The sequence below is a fragment of the Pseudomonas sp. GW823-FHT04A03 genome (genome assembly GCF_058796615.1).
Genome location: NZ_JBXAIV010000002.1, coordinates 438,783 through 455,602, shown reverse-complemented (window position 1 = coordinate 455,602; position 16,820 = coordinate 438,783). Strand labels below are relative to the sequence as shown.

Genomic DNA, 16,820 nt, shown 5'->3' with positions numbered 1-16,820 from the left:
ATGCCACACTGCGCGCGTTTCGCCCAGGAAGGACGGGCGAGTCGTTGACGAAGGATGTGGCAATGCGGTTTTTTTCAGGATTGAAACCAGCGCTGTGCTGGTTGTTTTTATTGGGGTACTTCGGGTTGTCTCAGTGGACCGAAGCCGCCCATCTGACGAGGCACTCCGACACGGTGGAAGCTGTTCAGCCCATCGAGCTGGATGAGCATGAGCGTCAGTGGATTCGAGATAACCCCCGGGTGACCGTTGCTTCGGTGCAATACCCGTTGTATCTGTTTCAGGACGAACATGGCCAGTGGTGCGGCTTGAACAACGATGTGCTCAAGCACATCAGCGCCATGACCGGATTGCAGTTCGTCCATCAGGAGTCGTTTTCCACCGACCACATGCTGGAACGGCTCCAGAGTGGTGAGGCCGACATCAGCACGACGTTGGCAATGAATGACGAGCGCAAGGCATTTCTGGACTTCAGTCACGCGTTCGGCGGTGCCGGCTGGGTGTTCGTCGGGCATGCTGATGAACCCGCGATACAGTCGCTGGCGGCGTTGGCCAAGCGGGTACTGGTGCTGCCGGCCAGACACGCGCTTGAGAACAACATTCGACGCGACTTCCCGTCGATCGAGATCCGTTCGGTCAAAACCTATGCCGAGGCGCGGGCGCTGGTCGAGAGTGGAGAGGCCTACGCCACCATCGAAAACGAGATCGGCGCTCAGCTGTTTCCCTCGGGCCTGCTCAAGGTCGGTGGTCTGGTGGAGGGCAAGTGGGAGGCGGATCATCTGGCGGTACGCAAAGGGCTGCCTGAGCTTGTGAGCATCCTGAACAAGGCATTGGGCGCTTTCTCGGCGGCCGAGCTGCGTGCCATGCGCCTGAAATGGCTGGATGGCATTTCTCACACATCTGCACCCTCGATCAGCTCGCTCCTGATCAAGTGGGGATGCTGGGCGATGGGCGGGCTCGGCTTGTTCGGGCTATTGCCGTTGCTGTGGAACCGTCGACTGGCGGCCGAAGTAAAACAGCGACGGGCGGCCGAAAAGGATCTGGGTGATCAACTGGCCTTTCAACATGCATTGATCAATGCAATGCCCGACCCGGTGTTCGTTCGCGATCTGCAGGGCCGGTTGATCATGTGCAACCGCAGTTATGAAGATGCACTGTCGGTCCGGCTCGAACAGGTAAGGGGCCGGATGCTGTTCGAATTCGATGCACTGCCACAGGCCACGGCATTGATGCTGCACGACGAATTCATGGCGCAGCTGGGCACACGTAAAACGCGCTTCAGCAAACGACAGCTGATGTTCAAGAGCGGCCCCCGTCAGATCTATCAGTGGACGGTGCCGTTTTACAGTGCCGACGGAAAGCTGCGTGGCCTGCTCGGAGGCTGGACGGACATCACCGAGCGGCGGAAGGAGAGCGGGTGTCGATGTCTGCATTAAAGATGGGAAAAGTCCTATAAGCCGCGATTCCTTTTCTGATGGGAGGCTTAGGACGACTGCCCTAGAGTGACAGGCCACTGCGGCGTGAATCCGCGATTGTCGCTCCAGAGGTCGTCCCATGCGCTCGCTCAAGATCCTGATTCTAGAACCCAATCCGTTCCAGCTGATGGCGTTGCACCAGATGCTCAACGCCATCGGTATCTACGATGTACTGACCGCGCCCTCGCTGGGCTCGGCCAAGCGCTCACTGGAACGTCGCGGAGCGGTTGACATCACCCTGTGCAATCCACAATTGCAGAACGGCGACGGGCTGGCGCTGATCCGGCATCTGGCCGACCGGCAGGACGCGCGGGCGATGATTCTGCTGGGTGCCGTGGCACCCAGCCTGCTGGAGGATCTGGAAACCTTGCTGGGCGAGCACCGGATCACCTTGCTGGGCCGCCTGCACACGCCGGTCTCGGCGGTGTTGATGAGGAGTCTGCTGGACACCTACATGTCCATCCCCAGGGATTCCGTCGACGCTTGAGCCCCATGGTTATTTTTCTGTCATCTTCCCCATGCATGCTCCGATAGGCCGGTGACGCTCCGGGAGAGGCCGGCGGCAGGCAGAACTTTCCTCTCGGGCCGGTGGTCATTTACTGTGAACACGCCCCAGACACTGTGTTTTCGGACTATTGAGTGGAGATCGAGATGGAAAGTATCAGTCTATTGCTCGGTGAGGCTCTGAGCCCGTATCAGGTAACGTTGACCCCTCGCGGTCGCCTTGGCGAATGCCTGGTGACCTTGAAGAACGGCAGCGGCGCGATCGTGGTGGAGCGCGAATTCAATCAGGCGCAATTAAGCGACAAGCGCCAGCTGACGGATGTGGTCGACGGCCTGCACCGTGACATCCTGATTGCCGAAGGCCGGCTGGAACCCTGTGTGATCGCGGCGTTGCGAAACGCAGCCCTCGACAAGCACCCGACTCTCTGAAACTGATTTTTCTTTTGTGGGAACCTTCCTGCACCCGGATCAGTCAGACCCCGTAACAGCAGGATCAAGCATTGTGCTCCGGTGCTTGTCGCTTGCTGCTACGGGTCTTTGATACAGACCACGTTTAACCCCGAGTCGTCTCCCCACTTCTCGGGGTTTCTTTTTGCCCGGATTTCACTGAGCGGCTTGCTGCTCGAAGAAAATTCGCGCCTGTTCCAGATAGTCCTGGCGTCTCTCGGGGTCGAGCCAGTCGGCGTAGAGCTGGTCGAGATGTTCGTGGGGCAGGGTGCGCAACAGCTGATTGATCTCAGTGATCGCCTGTCGACCCGCTGTGGTGTCGGTGCAGCCGACATGGCCCGACAGGTATTTGCCCGTGCCGCGAATCGGGAAGAACAGCAGTTCGTCCTCGGCGATCTCGGCCTGGCGCGCCTGGTAACGGATTTCCGGCCAGTAACCCAGCACCACCTGCAAACGCCCCAGACGTTGCATCGACAGCAGGCTGCTGAGCGCATCGTTGCCGTAGTGCGGCGTCAGCGCGCCGCTCGGTGCCTGATGCAGCAATGTATCGATGTACTCGCCATAACTGCGTTCCGCGACCACTCCGACTTTTCGCTCGCCGTTGGCCAGAAACGCCGACAGATCGACTTCACCCTCGACCAGAAACGGCTCCAGCACTTCGCGATCTCTCTGGCGAACCACCAGGCCATTGCTGACCGCGCGAAACGCGGGAATGGAGAAGGCGATCCACTGGGCGCGTTCCTTGTTCCAGATCAGCGACGGATCGCAGGCGAAGGGATGCTCATGAAGCATTTGAATGCCGCGGGCGCGATTGACACGCATCAAGGTGTGTTCGTATTGCGGCATGCCGGCAATCAGCATCGGCATCAATTGATCGATAACGCCCTGGCCCTTTTTCGGGCCTTCGAAGATCGTCAGCGGCGGCAGGTCGCGCAGCAGCCAGATCAACGTCGGTTTGGCCTGTGCCCACGCCGGCAGCACCAGCAGAAATAGCAGGCCGAACAACCGCCATGTCCACCAATGGTGAGCGCGGTTCGAGGCCGAGGGCATCAGGCGCTTCAGCTCAGATGGCTCCGTCTTCGCGCAGCCGGGCGATCTGCTTCTCGTCGTAGCCAAGATCGTGGAGTACCTGCGCATTGTGTTCACCGAGCTGCGGTCCGACCCATTCGGACGTGCCGGGTGTATCAGAGAGTTTCGGCACGATGCCCGGCATCTTGAAGGGTTTGCCGTCCGGCAGCTTGGCGTGCAGGAACATTTCCCGGGCCAGGTACTGCGGATCGTTGAACATGTCTTCGGCGCTGAAGATCCGGCTGGCTGGCACTTCGGCCTGATTCAGCAGATCCAGCACGGTTTGCAGCGGCAGCGAATTGACCCAGCGGTCGATCACGCCGTACAACTCGTCGCGGCGGGTGTCGCGCCCGTCGTTGCTGGCCAGCGCCGGGTCATTGGCCAGATCTTCACGGCCGATGATAAGCATGAAGCGCTTGAAGATCGCATCGCCGTTGGCGCCGATCTGCACGTGTTTGCCATCGGCGCTGGTGTGGATCGAGGAGGGCGTGATTCCCGGCATGATGTTGCCGGTGCGTTCACGAATGAAGCCGAACACATCGAACTCCGGCACCATGCTTTCCATCATGGCGAAGATCGCTTCGTACAGCGCCACATCGACCACCTGGCCGAGACCGCCGTTGACCTCGCGATGACGCAGGGCCATCAACGCACCGATCACGCCCCACAGGGCGGCAATCGAGTCGCCGATGGAAATCCCGGTGCGTACCGGCGGGCGGTCTTCGAAACCGGTGATGTAGCGCAGGCCGCCCATGGATTCGCCGACCGCACCGAAACCTGGTTGATCCTTCATCGGCCCGGTCTGGCCGAAACCGGACAATCGCACCATCACCAGTTTCGGGTTCAGCGCATGCAGGGTTTCCCAGCTCAGGCCGAGTTTTTCCAGCACACCGGGGCGAAAGTTCTCGATCAGGATATCGGCTTCGCCCAGCAGTTTTTTCAGGATCGCCAGGCCGTCGGGGTGTTTCAGGTTCAGCGTCAGGGACTTTTTGTTGCGCGCCTGGACGAACCACCACAGCGAGGTGCCTTCGTACAACTTGCGCCACTTGCGCAGTGGATCACCGCCATCCGGCGACTCGATCTTGATCACTTCGGCGCCGAATTCGCCGCAGATGCGCGAAGCAAACGGCCCGGCAATCAAAGTACCCAATTCAATGACTTTCAGACCGCTGAGCGGTTTGTTGGCGAACGGCATGCGAGATCCTGTAGGACAAGGCTGAGCAGATACAGCGTTTTAACATAGCCGGCTGTCAGTCGCGCAACGTTGATTGCCATCAATTCGTGGATTGCCTACAGCATCGGTTAGACTTGCCGACTTTCCTCGTATCAAGAAGCCCGTTCATGGCCCAGCCGTCCACTACCTACAAATTCGAACTGAACCTCACCGATCTCGACCGCAGCGTCTACGAGAACGTGAAGCAGACCATCGCCCGTCACCCTTCGGAAACCGAAGAACGCATGACCGTACGCCTGTTGGCCTACGCGCTCTGGTACAACGAGCAACTGTCGTTCGGTCGTGGTCTGTCGGACGTGGATGAACCTGCGCTGTGGGAAAAGAGCCTGGATGATCGTGTCCTGCACTGGATCGAAGTCGGCCAGCCAGATGCGGATCGCCTGACTTGGTGCTCCCGTCGCACCGAGCGCACCAGCCTGCTGGCCTACGGCAGCCTGCGTGTCTGGGAAGGCAAGGTGATCCCGGCGATCAAGAACCTGAAGAACGTCAACATTGCCGCCGTGCCGCAGGAAGTGCTGGAAACCCTGGCCCAGGACATGCCCCGCGTCATCAAGTGGGACGTGATGATCAGTGAAGGCACGATCTTCGTCACCGACGATCGCGGTCAGCACGAAGTCCAGCTCACCTGGCTGCAAGGCGAGCGCGGCTAAGTCCGCGTTACTCCCGAAAAATCCCACGTATTCAAGAGAAGCTCCTGTCACCCCATGCGTATCGATCCTCGCCCGTTGCCCGCCACTCTGCCGTTTCTCGGTGAACTGCCACCGCTACTGACCCGCCTGTACGCGGCGCGGGGCGTGCAGTCCGAGGCGGAGCTGGACAAGAGCCTGGCGCGGCTGATTCCGTTCCAGCAGCTCAAAGGGATCGATGCGGCGGTAGACCTGCTGGTGACGGCGCTGGAGCAGCGTCAGCGGATCCTGATCGTCGGCGACTTCGACGCCGACGGCGCGACGGCCAGCACCGTCGGCGTGCTCGGTTTGCGCCTGCTGGGCGCGGCGCACGTCGATTATCTGGTGCCGAACCGCTTCGAATACGGCTACGGCCTGACCCCGGAAATCGTCGAAGTCGCGATGACCCGCGAGCCGCAACTGTTGATCACCGTCGACAACGGTATCTCCAGTGTTGAAGGTGTTGCGGCCGCGAAACGCCACGGCTTGAAGGTGTTGATCACCGACCACCACTTGCCCGGCGATGAACTGCCGCAGGCTGATGCACTGGTCAATCCGAACCAGCCCGGCTGCGAGTTCCCGAGCAAGGCACTGGCCGGCGTCGGGGTGATTTTCTACGTGTTGATGGCGTTGCGTGCACGTCTGCGCAGCCTCGGCTGGTACGAGAGTAAGCCTCAGCCGAACATCGGCGAACTGCTGGATCTGGTGGCGCTGGGCAGCGTTGCCGACGTGGTGCCGCTGGATGCCAACAACCGGATTCTGGTGCACCAGGGCCTGGAACGAATTCGCGCCGGACGTGCGCGTCCGGGGATCAAGGCGATCCTTGAAGTGGCCAAGCGTGAAGCTTCGCGCATTACCTCTACCGATCTCGGTTTCATCGTCGGCCCGCGCCTGAACGCGGCGGGGCGTCTGGATGACATGAGCCTGGGCATCGAATGCCTGCTGACCCACGACGCTGCGCTGGCCCGAGAAATGGCCGCGCAACTGGACGGCATGAACCAGGATCGCAAATCCATCGAGCAAGGCATGCAGCGTGAAGCGCTGGCGCAGCTCAAGGACTTGCCGATCGAGTCGATGCCGTTCGGTCTTTGCCTGTTCGATCCGGAGTGGCACCAGGGTGTCATCGGTATTCTGGCGTCGCGGATGAAGGAGCGGTATTTCCGCCCGACCATCGCCTTCGCCGATGCTGGCGACGGTTTGCTCAAGGGCTCGGGGCGTTCGGTGCAGGGTTTCCATATCCGCGATGCGTTGAGCGTGGTCGCGGCGCAGCATCCGGATCTGATCGCCAAGTATGGCGGTCACGCCATGGCGGCCGGTCTGACCTTGCCGCAGGAGAATTTTCCGTTGTTCGCCGAGGCATTTGACGCCGAAGTGCGTAGGCAGCTTCGCGAAGAGGATCTGACCGGGCGCCTGCTGTCGGACGGCACGCTGGCAGTCGAGGAATTTCATCTGGAACTGGCCCGCGCCCTGCGTCACGCCGGGCCATGGGGTCAGCATTTCCCGGAGCCGCTGTTTCACGGGGTGTTCCAGTTGGTCGAGCAGCGGGTGGTCGGGGAACGACACCTGAAAGTGGTGCTGAAAACCGAATGCGGTTCGGTGAAACTCGACGGTATCGCCTTCGGGATTGATCGCGATATCTGGCCGAACCCGACGATCAAATGGGTCGAACTGGCCTACAAACTCGATCTCAACGAGTTTCGCGGCAATGAGACCGTGCAGTTGATGATCGCCCACATCGAACCGCGCTAAAGGTCGTTGCGCCCCTTGCTGAAGGGGCGCAGGCACCTTCAATTGTGCTGTTTCATTTCTGAACCCTCCCTCATCCCCGGATGTCGACTAGGCTCTAAGCACTGCTTGATTGGCCTTGTGACGTCTTGTCGAATTTTTTGCCCGCGGGGGCGGGTGCTGCACCTTTTTCCTGTCACTCGTCGACTTTTCAAACAGAACCCTGGAGCCTGCCCACTGATTTGAGAGGTGCCCCATGAGTCTGCTGCTTGAACCCTTTACCCTTCGCCAACTGACCCTGTCCAACCGCATCGCCGTGTCGCCCATGTGCCAGTACTCCAGCGTCGATGGCCTGGCCAACGACTGGCATCTGGTGCACCTCGGCAGTCGTGCCGTGGGGGGCGCTGGCCTGGTATTTACCGAAGCCACGGCGATCACGGCCGACGGGCGGATCACCGCCGAAGACCTGGGCCTGTGGAACGACGAACAGATCGCACCGCTGCAACGCATCACCCGTTTCATCAACGCGCAGGGCGCAGTGGCCGGCATTCAACTGGCCCACGCCGGGCGCAAGGCCAGCACCCATCGGCCGTGGATCGGCAAGCATGGCAGCGTCAAACCGGATGACGGCGGCTGGACGCCGGTGGGGCCTTCGCCGATTGCCTTTGACCCGCAACACACCCAACCGAAACAACTTGATGAGAGTCAGATCGCGCAGGTCATTCAGGATTTTGTGGCCGCAGCCAAACGTGCACTGACCGCCGGTTTCAGTGTGGTCGAAGTGCATGCGGCGCACGGTTATCTGTTGCACCAGTTTCTGTCGCCGCTGAGTAATCAGCGCCGCGATCAATACGGCGGTTCGTTCGAAAACCGCATTCGTCTGGTACTGCAAGTGACCGAGGCGGTACGCGCGGTGTGGCCGGAAGAACTGCCGGTGTTTGTGCGCCTGTCGGCCACCGATTGGGTGGAAGACGGCTGGAACCCTGATGAAACCGTGGAGCTGGCGCGACGCCTGAAAGCCTTGGGGGCTGACCTGATCGATGTGTCATCGGGTGGTACGGCGGTCAACGCCGAAATCCCCGTGGGGCCGGGTTATCAGACGCGCTTCGCCGAGCGGGTGCGCAAGGAGTCAGGCATCGCCACCGGCACCGTGGGAATGATTACCGAGCCTGCGCAGGCCGAGCACATCCTGAGAACCTGTCAGGCCGACATCATCTTCCTCGCCCGTGAGTTGCTGCGTGATCCGTACTGGCCGCTGCATGCCGACGATGACCTGGGCGGACGCAAAGCGGTGTGGCCGGCGCAATATCAACGCGCGACCCATCGGGATCAGCCGATTCACGAGTCTGACCTGCGGGATTGATTCCGACCGGTCGCAAAGCCTATAAAACCCGCCATTGAACCGGCGGGTTTTTTCTTGCCTGTTGTTTGGAATCGCAAAGGAATGGATCGTAATGTTGATCGAACGAGAGCTGACTGAATCGGACTTGCCACTGTTGGCGCTGATCGACCGCAGTGAGTTGGTCGAAGAGTGTTATCGCATGGAAAACGGTGAGCTGATTCTGTATCCGACGCGTTTCGACATGCGCGGCTGGCCCGAAGGGGAGGCGGAGGAGAATGCGCGGGTATTGGAAAAATGCTGGCGCAGCGGCGGATGGCTACACGGGCTTTTCGATGGCGAGACACTGGTGGCAGCGGTGGTTGTGGATAACCGGGTTATTCACAATCAGGGCCTGAAAATGCGGCAGTTGAAGTTTTTGCACATCAGCCGTGCCTGGCGCGGGCAGGGATTGGGCGGGAGGTTGTTTGCATTGGCTTGCGAGCATGGTCGGGAAGTCGGCGCCGAGGCGTTGTACGTGTCGGCGACCGAGTCGCGCAATACCGTGGAGTTCTATCAGCGCCAGGGTTGCCGGTTGCTGACGCAACCGGATCCCGAGCTGTTTGATCTTGAACCCCACGATATCCACTTGTACTGCCCGTTGGCCTGACGGCTCAACGCATCAAGGGTACTTGCGCTTGTCCGGCGCCGGCGGGAAGTACTGGTACAACCAGGTCTCGCTCAGCGTGCGGTCGTTGGTGCGGATGAACAGACGCAGTTCAACCGGCTCAACGCTGTCATTGGTCGGGTACCAGTCGAACAGGATCCGGTAGCCCTTGATGTCATCCAGCACCAGCACGCTGAAATCCTGCACCTTGCCGTTGGAGCAGGTCACCACCGGTTCGATCCCGGTGCCCTGCGGCAGGCGATCGAGGCCGCCACCCGTGAAGTCCACGGCAAAACGACGGGCCCAGACCGGCGGGTAATGTTCGCCCGGTGCCCAGCCTTCGACGAATCCACCCATGCCCGAACGGGTCGCATGCACCCGCGCCAGCGGCGTACCGACCGGCGGCAGGGCGCTCCAGTAGAGCTTGTAGCCGTAGTTCAGCGAATCGCCGGCCGCTACCGGTTTCTTCGGCGTCCAGAACGCGACGATGTTGTCGAGGGTTTCGCCGGTTGTAGGAATTTCCAGCAGATCGATGGAGCCTTCGCCCCATGCGGTTGTAGGTTCTACCCACAGACTCGGACGCTTGCTGTACCAGTCGACGGTGTCCTGATAGTTGGCGAATTCGTGGTCGGTCTGCACCAGGCCGAAACCTTTCGGATCGGTGTCGGCGAAGGCGTTGAATTGCAGGGTCGCCGGGTTGTTCAGCGGACGGCAGATCCACTCGCCGTTGCCGCGCCACATGGCCAGACGATCCGAGTCATGGATCTGCGGGTGGATGGTGTCGCACATCCGGCGCTCGTGGGTGCCGCAGCTGAACATGCTGGTCATCGGCGCGATGCCCAGTTGTTCGATAGCTGTGCGGGCATTGATGTGGGCGTCGACTTCCATCACCACGCGCTCGGCCTGGCAGTCGATGTCGAAGCGGTAGGCGCCGGTCGCGCTCGGCGAGTCGAGCAGGGCGTAGACCACAAAGCGGGTCGCGTTCTGATCCGGAGTCTCGAACCAGAACTTGGTGAAGTCAGGGAATTCTTCGCGTTTCTTGGCGTAGGTGTCGACGGCCAGGCCACGGGCGGATAGGCCATATTGGCCAGTGGCATCCACCGCGCGGAAGTAGCTGGCGCCGAGGAACGACACCACGTCATGGCGATCCAGTTCCGGTGCCTTGAACAGCTTGAAGCCGGCAAAACCCAGGTCGCCCTTGAGCTGCTGGGTGTCGACCGAAGTGTTTTCATAGTTGAACAGCTGAGGGCGGAAATGCACCTCGCGGGCCGTGCGGGTCTTCGGATCGACGCTGTACATGCGCACCGGCTGACGGAAACCCATGCCGACGTGGAAGAACTGCACATCCAACTGACCCTTGTTCTCCTTCCACAGCGAATGCTCGCCGTCGTAGCGGATCGCGTTGAAGTTCTGCGGGGTCATGGTCGCCAGGGTCGGCGGCAGCACCTGTTTGGTGTCCTGATACGCGCTGCCGGCCAGTTGCTTGGCCTGGCGCTTCAGCGTTTCGAAGTCGAAGGCCTGGGCTTCACCGTCGGCGGCACCGCCAGAGGCGGCCCAGGCACGTGCGGCGAGCAGGCCCGAGGCGGAAAGGCCGGTGTAAGCCGCAATGGCCATGGACGCTTTGAGCAAATTCCTGCGGTGCATAGATACAACCTGTCGTGGACAATCCCGCGCCGTTCCTGGCACGTACTGGATCAGAAATTACGGTTCGGACAAGCCTTCGGCCAAACGCTACGGACTAGTAACAGATGCCCGCTAGCTTAATCCGTTCGCTGATTTTGCAAAATTCATTGATAGCACGGCGACAGCGTCTCAATGAAACAAGACGTTACGGTTACTTATCCCACAGCCTTTTCTGATTTATAGGGCATATCTGCTTTTTTCGACTAATTACTCTAAAAACAGCTTTTCAGCGCCGATTTAATTTCTATTCTATGGGCATCGCCGGTCACGCCCCATCCGACCGGCAGGGCTCAAATCGCTGCTTAAAGGAGCAGGGCGATGCGGTTTTCGAAAATTTCTGACGTACTGGAAAAGGACATCGTCCATGACAAAAGGACAAGGCATCACCGAAATGTTGGGCATCTTTCCCTGCCTCACCAACGTCCGGCGAAGACGCCGGCTCAGTCCTGACGAACTGAAACTGGTGGAGCGTTACCGCGAGTTGTCGGAAAGCGACCGGATTGCGATGCGGTATCTGGTGGATGCGATGAGGAGTGTTTCGCGGTTTTGAAGTGAAAAACCAAAGGGGCGGACTGTGAAGTTCGCCCCTTTTTCGTTATTGAGACTTATCGGGATGCTGCGGTTGCATCAACCCCTTCGACAAGTCGGGTGGCGAACCGAGTGGCGTTCGAAGTCGGGATACTTCCCGTCAACACGGCAAAACCGGAAGGCCCGCGCCACGCGGCCCGCCATAACGCAGAAGTGAGGTTCGGAAAAACCACAGTTCAATGAAGGGCAAACACCGTGTTGACAGATTTCCGGCTTCGACCTCAGCTACTAATTGGGCTGCAACGGGACAAAGCCTATCGGTCAGGCGCTAGCGGTGCCAGGTCTACTCTGACGACGCTGGTTGTAGGAATTGAAGATCGTTCTCGTAAGCAACGTCTGTAGGAATTTCCTGTTTTTGCATGTGCTGCAGAGAGGCAGCCCCTGCGCCGCAGTTTTTCCTTTATTTATTCGAATTCCAGGAATGAACTGCAGGTTTTCTACATGCTGATCGAATTTTCGGTTTCCAATTACCGCTCGTTTCGGGACAGGCAAACCCTGTCCATGGCGGCCAATCCTCGTCTGAGCAAATCGCGTAATACCTTCAAGCCTCCCATCACTGCTGAAAGACTCCCTGATTTATTGAAGGTCGCGGCAATCTACGGCCCGAACGCTGCCGGGAAATCTTCATTGATCCGCGCAATGGGAATCGTGGGACGCTTGATGGCGGTTCCTTCGGGATCAAATGACGATGCACTGCCGGTTTCACCTTTCCGGTTTGACCGGGCTTTGAATGATGCCCCCAGCCTCTTTGAGTACGACTTTATACAAGCCGGGCTGCGTTATCGGTTCGTGCTCGGACTGACTGCCCAGAGGGTTGTTCAGGAGCAATTGCTCGTCTATCCCAAAGGAAAGGAAACCCTGCTCTATCGCCGTCAGCTTGATGCGGCGGGTGAGCACTATGTGTTTGGTAAAACCCTTGAAGGTGGCAAGGAGGTACACAATGCCTGGCGTCGATTAACCAGTCCGAAGATGTTGTTTATCGCGCAAGCCGTTGCTAATAGCAGCGAAGAGTTGAGCCAGTTGCGCTTACCGTTCAGTTGGTTTCAAACCGGGTTGCTGGTAGTGGAACAGAACAACATGATTGGTTTGTCCACAGCGTCGATTCGGTTTCTGAAAATGGTCAAGAATCATACGAGTGATCTTCGCGACTTTCTCAAGGCTCTGGATATTCCTGTATCGGCCATTCAACTAAACGCGGACGAAGACATAGCGACCTCGGGCAATGGAAAACTGACTTTGAAAGAGTTCTTCGCGGCGGCGCAAAAGGACAAGCTGACCCTTACGCATTCCGGTGTCTCAGGTGACGCCGAATTCGATTTTTCTGAAGAGTCGTGTGGCACAAAGAATCTTATCGGCTTCTGGTTACCCTGGTTCATGATGAATCAGGCCGGGGGCAGCGGGGTTTTGTGTGTCGATGAACTGGACAGCAGCCTTCATCCTGAAATCGTGGCGGACTTGATTGGCAAGCACTTGAGCAGTGGTCTGGACACTCAGTTGATCTTTACCACTCACGACACGCATCTGATGAATGAAAAGATTCTCAGGCGGGATCAGTTCTGGATCACCGAACGCGATGCCCACGGCGCTACCTGCCTGTTTTCCGTGCACGATTTTGAGGGACGGGAAAGTGAGGATGTCGAGAAACGCTATCTCGAAGGCCGCTATCGCGGATTGCCGCTGATAAGGCGGGATTGAGAATGGTGGGCTCGAACAGGTCGTTTGATCGAAAGGGTTCACGTTTCAAGGCGCAGCCGAAAGTGTTGATCTTGTGTGAGGACAGTAAGTCAGGGAAGCGTTATCTGGAGGAGGCCGCGTTTTATTTTCGGGCCAAGGCACAAGTTGAAATCGTCCATTGCGGCATTACGCATCCGAGCGGGATAGTCGAGCGCGCGGTTGTGCGACAAAAGCAGTTCGACAAAGTGTTCTGTGTGTTGGATCGTGATACCCACTTGTGCTTCGAGCGGGCACTGAATGTTGCGAGGTCTCATCCCAGGATCACAGTTATCGCCTCGTATCCATGTTTTGAGTTTTGGCTTCTGCTGCACTTTGGTTTCAATCGAAAGCCTTTCAGGTCGGTCGGGAAAAACTCTCCGGGTGATCTGGTTACCAAAAGCCTGAGAGCGAAGCCCGGCATGTTTGGATATGAAAAGGGAAAGGACATCAGCTATTTCACTCAACTGCTTGGAGAACCATTCAATGTGGCGAGAACGCTGGCACCGAAAATTCTTGAGGATGTTTCTGTCAGTGGTGAGCCCAACCCAAGTACAGAAATCCATTTACTGATGGATGAGTTTGAATCCCTCTCCAGACCACAATTGATCTAGTCATACGAACCATGCCCGCATCCCTGCGGGCAGGTTGTGCTCTGTTACCGACCCACTTTCCACGCATCCCCAGCCGGCGCCTTCCCATGGTCATACGGCTTGCCAATCCACATGTAAATCAACCCCAACCCAATCACGATCGCCGTGCTCAGCACCATCGCATAGTTGATGTACCACGCCGCATCCGGCGTGCGTGGCCAGGCCATGTTGATGATTGCGCCGACGCCGTACACCAGCGCGCCGATGTTCACCGGCCAGCCCCAGGCGCCGAGGGTGAATTTGCCGCTGGGTTTCCAGCCTTTGCTGCGGGCGTACAGGGCGGCGAGGACGATCATCTGGAATGCGAGGTAGATGCCGATGGCGGCGAAGCTGACGATGGTGGCCACGGCGTCTTGCAGGAAGAAGCCGAGGGCGATGATCAGGCCAGGCAGGACGCCGGACACGAACAGCGCAGCAACCGGCACTTGGGTTGTAGGAGAAATCTTTTTCAGCAGTCGGCTGCCGATGACCATTTCATCGCGAGCGTAGGAGTACAGCAGACGACTCGCCGCCGCTTGCAGGCTGATGACGCAAGAGATGAAGGAAATCATTACCACGCCCATCACCACTTTCGAGCCGACCGGGCCGAAAGCGTTGTTGAGGATGGTGGTGACCGGGTCCTTGTCGGTGCCGTTGATCACCGCTTGCATGTCCGGCACGGCGAGGATCAGCGCCAGGCAAGCGAACATCGCCGCGATGCCGCCGATGTAGATGGTCATGCGCATGGCCACCGGGATTTTCTTGCTTGGGTTCGGGGTTTCTTCGGCGACGTCGCCGCAGGCCTCGAAGCCGTAGTAGAGGAACATCCCCGCCAGCGAAGCGGTGAGGAACGCCGGCAGGTAGGAACCGTCGACGCTGATGTCGAAAGTGTTGAACAGCGCGCTGATCGGCTGGTGGCGCTCGAAGATCAGCAGGTAAACGCCGACGATCACCGCGCCCACCAGTTCGCAGAGGAAGCCGAACATGGCGATCCGCGCCAGAACTTTGGTGCCGCTGAGGTTGACCAGTGTGGCGAACAGCGTCAGCACCAGAGCGATGACGATGTTGGTGTTGTTGCTCGGCTCAAAACCGAGCATGGCCGCGAGGTACGGGCCGGCGCCGACCGCAACGGCGGCGATGGTCACGCACAGCGCGATGGAGTAGATCCAGCCGACCATCCATGCCCATTTCTTGCCCACCAGGCGACGTGCCCAAGGATAAACGCCGCCGGAAATCGGGAACTGCGAAACCACTTCGCCGAAGATCAGGCACACCAGCAATTGCCCGCAACCGACCAGCAAATAGGCCCAGAACATCGGTGGACCGCCAGCGGCCAGGCACAGGCCGAACAGGGTATAAACCCCTACGACCGGTGACAGGTAAGTGAAGCCCAACGCGAAGTTTTCCCACAGGCTCATGCTGCGGTTGAAGTTGGAGGTGTAGCCCAGTTGGCGCAGTTGTTCGGCATCGCTGTCGGCAACGGCGGCTGAGAGATCGGGTGATGCACTCATGTGTGTTTGCTCCGTGAAATCGGCAGATTTCGGATGGCCGAAACCGTGGCGGGGCTTGGTGAGCGCCGCCCGGATCGGTAGTTATTGTTTTGAATGCCTGGTGATGCGGATGACCGGTTTCTGCCTTGAAGCCGGGGGGAATGCTTTTAGTGTTTGAACATCACATGCCGAACCGTGGTGTAGTCCTCCAGCCCGTACATGGACATGTCCTTGCCGTAGCCGGACAGTTTCTGACCGCCATGCGGCATTTCGCTGACAAGCATGAAGTGCGTATTTACCCAGGTGCAGCCGTACTGCAACCGCGCGGACAGTCGATGGGCGCGTCCTACATCCGCCGTCCATACCGAGGACGCCAGGCCGTAGTCCGAATCGTTGGCCCACTCCAGCGCCTGGGCTTCATCGGTGAATTTGGTCACCGACACTACCGGCCCGAACACTTCGCGGCGGACGATTTCGTCGTCCTGCTGCGCATCGGCCAGCACGGTTGGTTCGAAGAAGAAGCCATTGCCGTCCACAGCCTTGCCGCCAGTGATCAAGCGAATGTGCGGTTGCGCCACGGCGCGTTCGACAAACCCGGCCACGCGGTCGCGATGCTGGGCGGTGATCAGCGGCCCGAGCTCGGTCGACGGATCATCCTGCAAGCCGTACTTGATACTGCTGACCGCCGCGCCGAGCTTCTCGACGAACTTGTCGTAGATGCCTTGCTGGGCGTAGATCCGACACGCAGCGGTGCAGTCCTGGCCGGCGTTGTAGAAGCCGAAGGTGCGAATGCCTTCGACCGCAGCGTCGATGTCGGCGTCGTCGAAGATGATCACCGGGGCCTTGCCGCCCAGTTCCATGTGCATGCGTTTGACGCTGTCGGCGGTGCTGGAAATGATGTTCGAACCGGTGGCGATGGAGCCGGTCAGCGACACCATGCGCACTTTCGGATGGGTCACCAGCGGGCTGCCTACGCTCGGCCCACGCCCGAACACCAGATTGAGTACACCGGCCGGGAAAATTTCCGACGCCAGTTGGGCCAGACGCAACGCGGTCAGCGGGGTTTGTTCCGACGGCTTGAGCACCACGGTATTACCGGCGGCGAGGGCCGGGGCGATTTTCCAGGCGACCATCATCAGCGGGTAGTTCCACGGCGCGATAGAGGCGATTACGCCGACCGGGTCGCGGCGGATCATCGAGGTGTGGCCGGGCAGGTATTCGCCGCCCGCCGAACCGCTCATGCAACGGCTGGCGCCGGCGAAGAAACGGAACACGTCGGCAATCGCCGGGATCTCGTCGTTCAGCGCGGCGCTGTAGGGTTTACCGCAGTTGTCCGATTCCAGTTTGGCCAGCTCTTCGCCGTGGGCTTCGATGGCGTCGGCGAGTTTGAGCAGCAACAGCGAACGGTCTTTCGGTGTGGTCTGCGACCATTCGGCGAAAGCACTGTCGGCGGCGCGCACGGCGGCATCGACCTGGGCTTCGGTGGCCTCGTTGATTTCCACCAGCACTTCGCCGCGTGCGGGGTTGAGCACCGGTTGCGCCGGGCCTTCGCCGTTGACCAGTTGGCCATTGATCAAGAGTTTGGTTTGCATGTTGTTGTCCTCTTTCTACTGCAAA

The 16,820-nt window shown here is 59.3% G+C and carries 15 protein-coding genes; 10 read left to right on the top strand and 5 right to left on the bottom strand.

Annotated elements, in window-relative coordinates; translation table 11 throughout:
* Positions 1-62: 62 nt before the first annotated feature.
* The 3 genes from AC1Q9F_RS08030 to AC1Q9F_RS08020 all read left to right on the top strand — a co-directional run bounded on the left by AC1Q9F_RS08030 (position 63) and on the right by AC1Q9F_RS08020 (position 2,405).
* The gene (locus tag AC1Q9F_RS08030) at positions 63-1,433 is read left to right on the top strand and encodes a transporter substrate-binding domain-containing protein (RefSeq protein ID WP_492619789.1); all 1,371 of its coding nucleotides are present in this window, start codon (positions 63-65) and stop codon (positions 1,431-1,433) included.
* Positions 1,434-1,551: 118 nt separating this feature from the next.
* Complete coding sequence (locus AC1Q9F_RS08025; RefSeq protein WP_207985135.1) at positions 1,552-1,959, top strand: response regulator; 408 nt, start codon at positions 1,552-1,554, stop codon at positions 1,957-1,959.
* A gap of 164 nt (positions 1,960-2,123) precedes the next feature.
* Positions 2,124-2,405: a DUF3509 domain-containing protein gene (locus AC1Q9F_RS08020; RefSeq protein ID WP_207985136.1), complete on the top strand. Its 282-nt coding sequence runs from the start codon at positions 2,124-2,126 to the stop codon at positions 2,403-2,405.
* Positions 2,406-2,579: 174 nt separating this feature from the next.
* Here the strand turns inward: AC1Q9F_RS08020 and AC1Q9F_RS08015 are convergent, their stop codons facing one another.
* Both AC1Q9F_RS08015 and AC1Q9F_RS08010 read right to left on the bottom strand, forming a co-directional pair.
* Positions 2,580-3,473 (bottom strand): TIGR02285 family protein, encoded by an 894-nt coding sequence (locus tag AC1Q9F_RS08015; RefSeq protein ID WP_240321673.1) that lies wholly within the window; start codon positions 3,471-3,473, stop codon positions 2,580-2,582.
* 13 nt (positions 3,474-3,486) lie between these two features.
* Positions 3,487-4,686 (bottom strand): CaiB/BaiF CoA transferase family protein, encoded by a 1,200-nt coding sequence (locus tag AC1Q9F_RS08010; protein WP_207985137.1) that lies wholly within the window; start codon positions 4,684-4,686, stop codon positions 3,487-3,489.
* Between the two features lie 146 nt (positions 4,687-4,832).
* On the opposite strand from AC1Q9F_RS08010, the gene AC1Q9F_RS08005 reads away from it, so the two are divergent.
* From AC1Q9F_RS08005 to AC1Q9F_RS07990, 4 genes are all read left to right on the top strand, one after another.
* The gene (locus AC1Q9F_RS08005) at positions 4,833-5,375 is read left to right on the top strand and encodes a YaeQ family protein (protein ID WP_007954646.1); all 543 of its coding nucleotides are present in this window, start codon (positions 4,833-4,835) and stop codon (positions 5,373-5,375) included.
* 54 nt (positions 5,376-5,429) lie between these two features.
* A complete protein-coding gene (gene recJ, locus AC1Q9F_RS08000; protein ID WP_492619601.1) occupies positions 5,430-7,139 on the top strand; it encodes a single-stranded-DNA-specific exonuclease RecJ in 1,710 nt (569 codons plus the stop codon).
* 232 nt (positions 7,140-7,371) lie between these two features.
* Positions 7,372-8,478, top strand: coding sequence for an NADH:flavin oxidoreductase/NADH oxidase (locus AC1Q9F_RS07995; RefSeq protein WP_085609151.1), 1,107 nt, complete (start codon positions 7,372-7,374; stop codon positions 8,476-8,478).
* Positions 8,479-8,569: 91 nt separating this feature from the next.
* On the top strand, positions 8,570-9,103 hold the full coding sequence (locus AC1Q9F_RS07990; protein ID WP_492619602.1) for a GNAT family N-acetyltransferase: 534 nt from the start codon (positions 8,570-8,572) through the stop codon (positions 9,101-9,103).
* Positions 9,104-9,115: 12 nt separating this feature from the next.
* On the opposite strand, the gene AC1Q9F_RS07985 is transcribed toward AC1Q9F_RS07990, so the two are convergent.
* Entirely contained in the window at positions 9,116-10,744 is a 1,629-nt protein-coding gene (locus AC1Q9F_RS07985) for a glucan biosynthesis protein D (RefSeq protein ID WP_007954654.1), read from the bottom strand.
* Positions 10,745-11,147: 403 nt separating this feature from the next.
* Between AC1Q9F_RS07985 and AC1Q9F_RS07980 the strand changes: the two genes are divergently transcribed.
* From AC1Q9F_RS07980 to AC1Q9F_RS07970, 3 genes are all read left to right on the top strand, one after another.
* Entirely contained in the window at positions 11,148-11,333 is a 186-nt protein-coding gene (locus AC1Q9F_RS07980) for a hypothetical protein (RefSeq protein WP_007954656.1), read from the top strand.
* A gap of 479 nt (positions 11,334-11,812) precedes the next feature.
* Positions 11,813-13,066, top strand: a complete 1,254-nt coding sequence (locus AC1Q9F_RS07975) for an AAA family ATPase (protein ID WP_492619603.1) — start codon at positions 11,813-11,815, stop codon at positions 13,064-13,066.
* A 2-nt stretch (positions 13,067-13,068) separates the two neighbouring features.
* Positions 13,069-13,695, top strand: a complete 627-nt coding sequence (locus AC1Q9F_RS07970; RefSeq protein WP_492619604.1) for an RloB family protein — start codon at positions 13,069-13,071, stop codon at positions 13,693-13,695.
* A 44-nt stretch (positions 13,696-13,739) separates the two neighbouring features.
* Here AC1Q9F_RS07970 and AC1Q9F_RS07965 read toward each other — a convergent pair whose 3' ends face one another.
* Positions 13,740-15,224: an APC family permease gene (locus AC1Q9F_RS07965; protein WP_492619605.1), complete on the bottom strand. Its 1,485-nt coding sequence runs from the start codon at positions 15,222-15,224 to the stop codon at positions 13,740-13,742.
* Between the two features lie 146 nt (positions 15,225-15,370).
* A complete protein-coding gene (locus AC1Q9F_RS07960; RefSeq protein ID WP_492619606.1) occupies positions 15,371-16,795 on the bottom strand; it encodes a gamma-aminobutyraldehyde dehydrogenase in 1,425 nt (474 codons plus the stop codon).
* Positions 16,796-16,820: the final 25 nt, after the last annotated feature.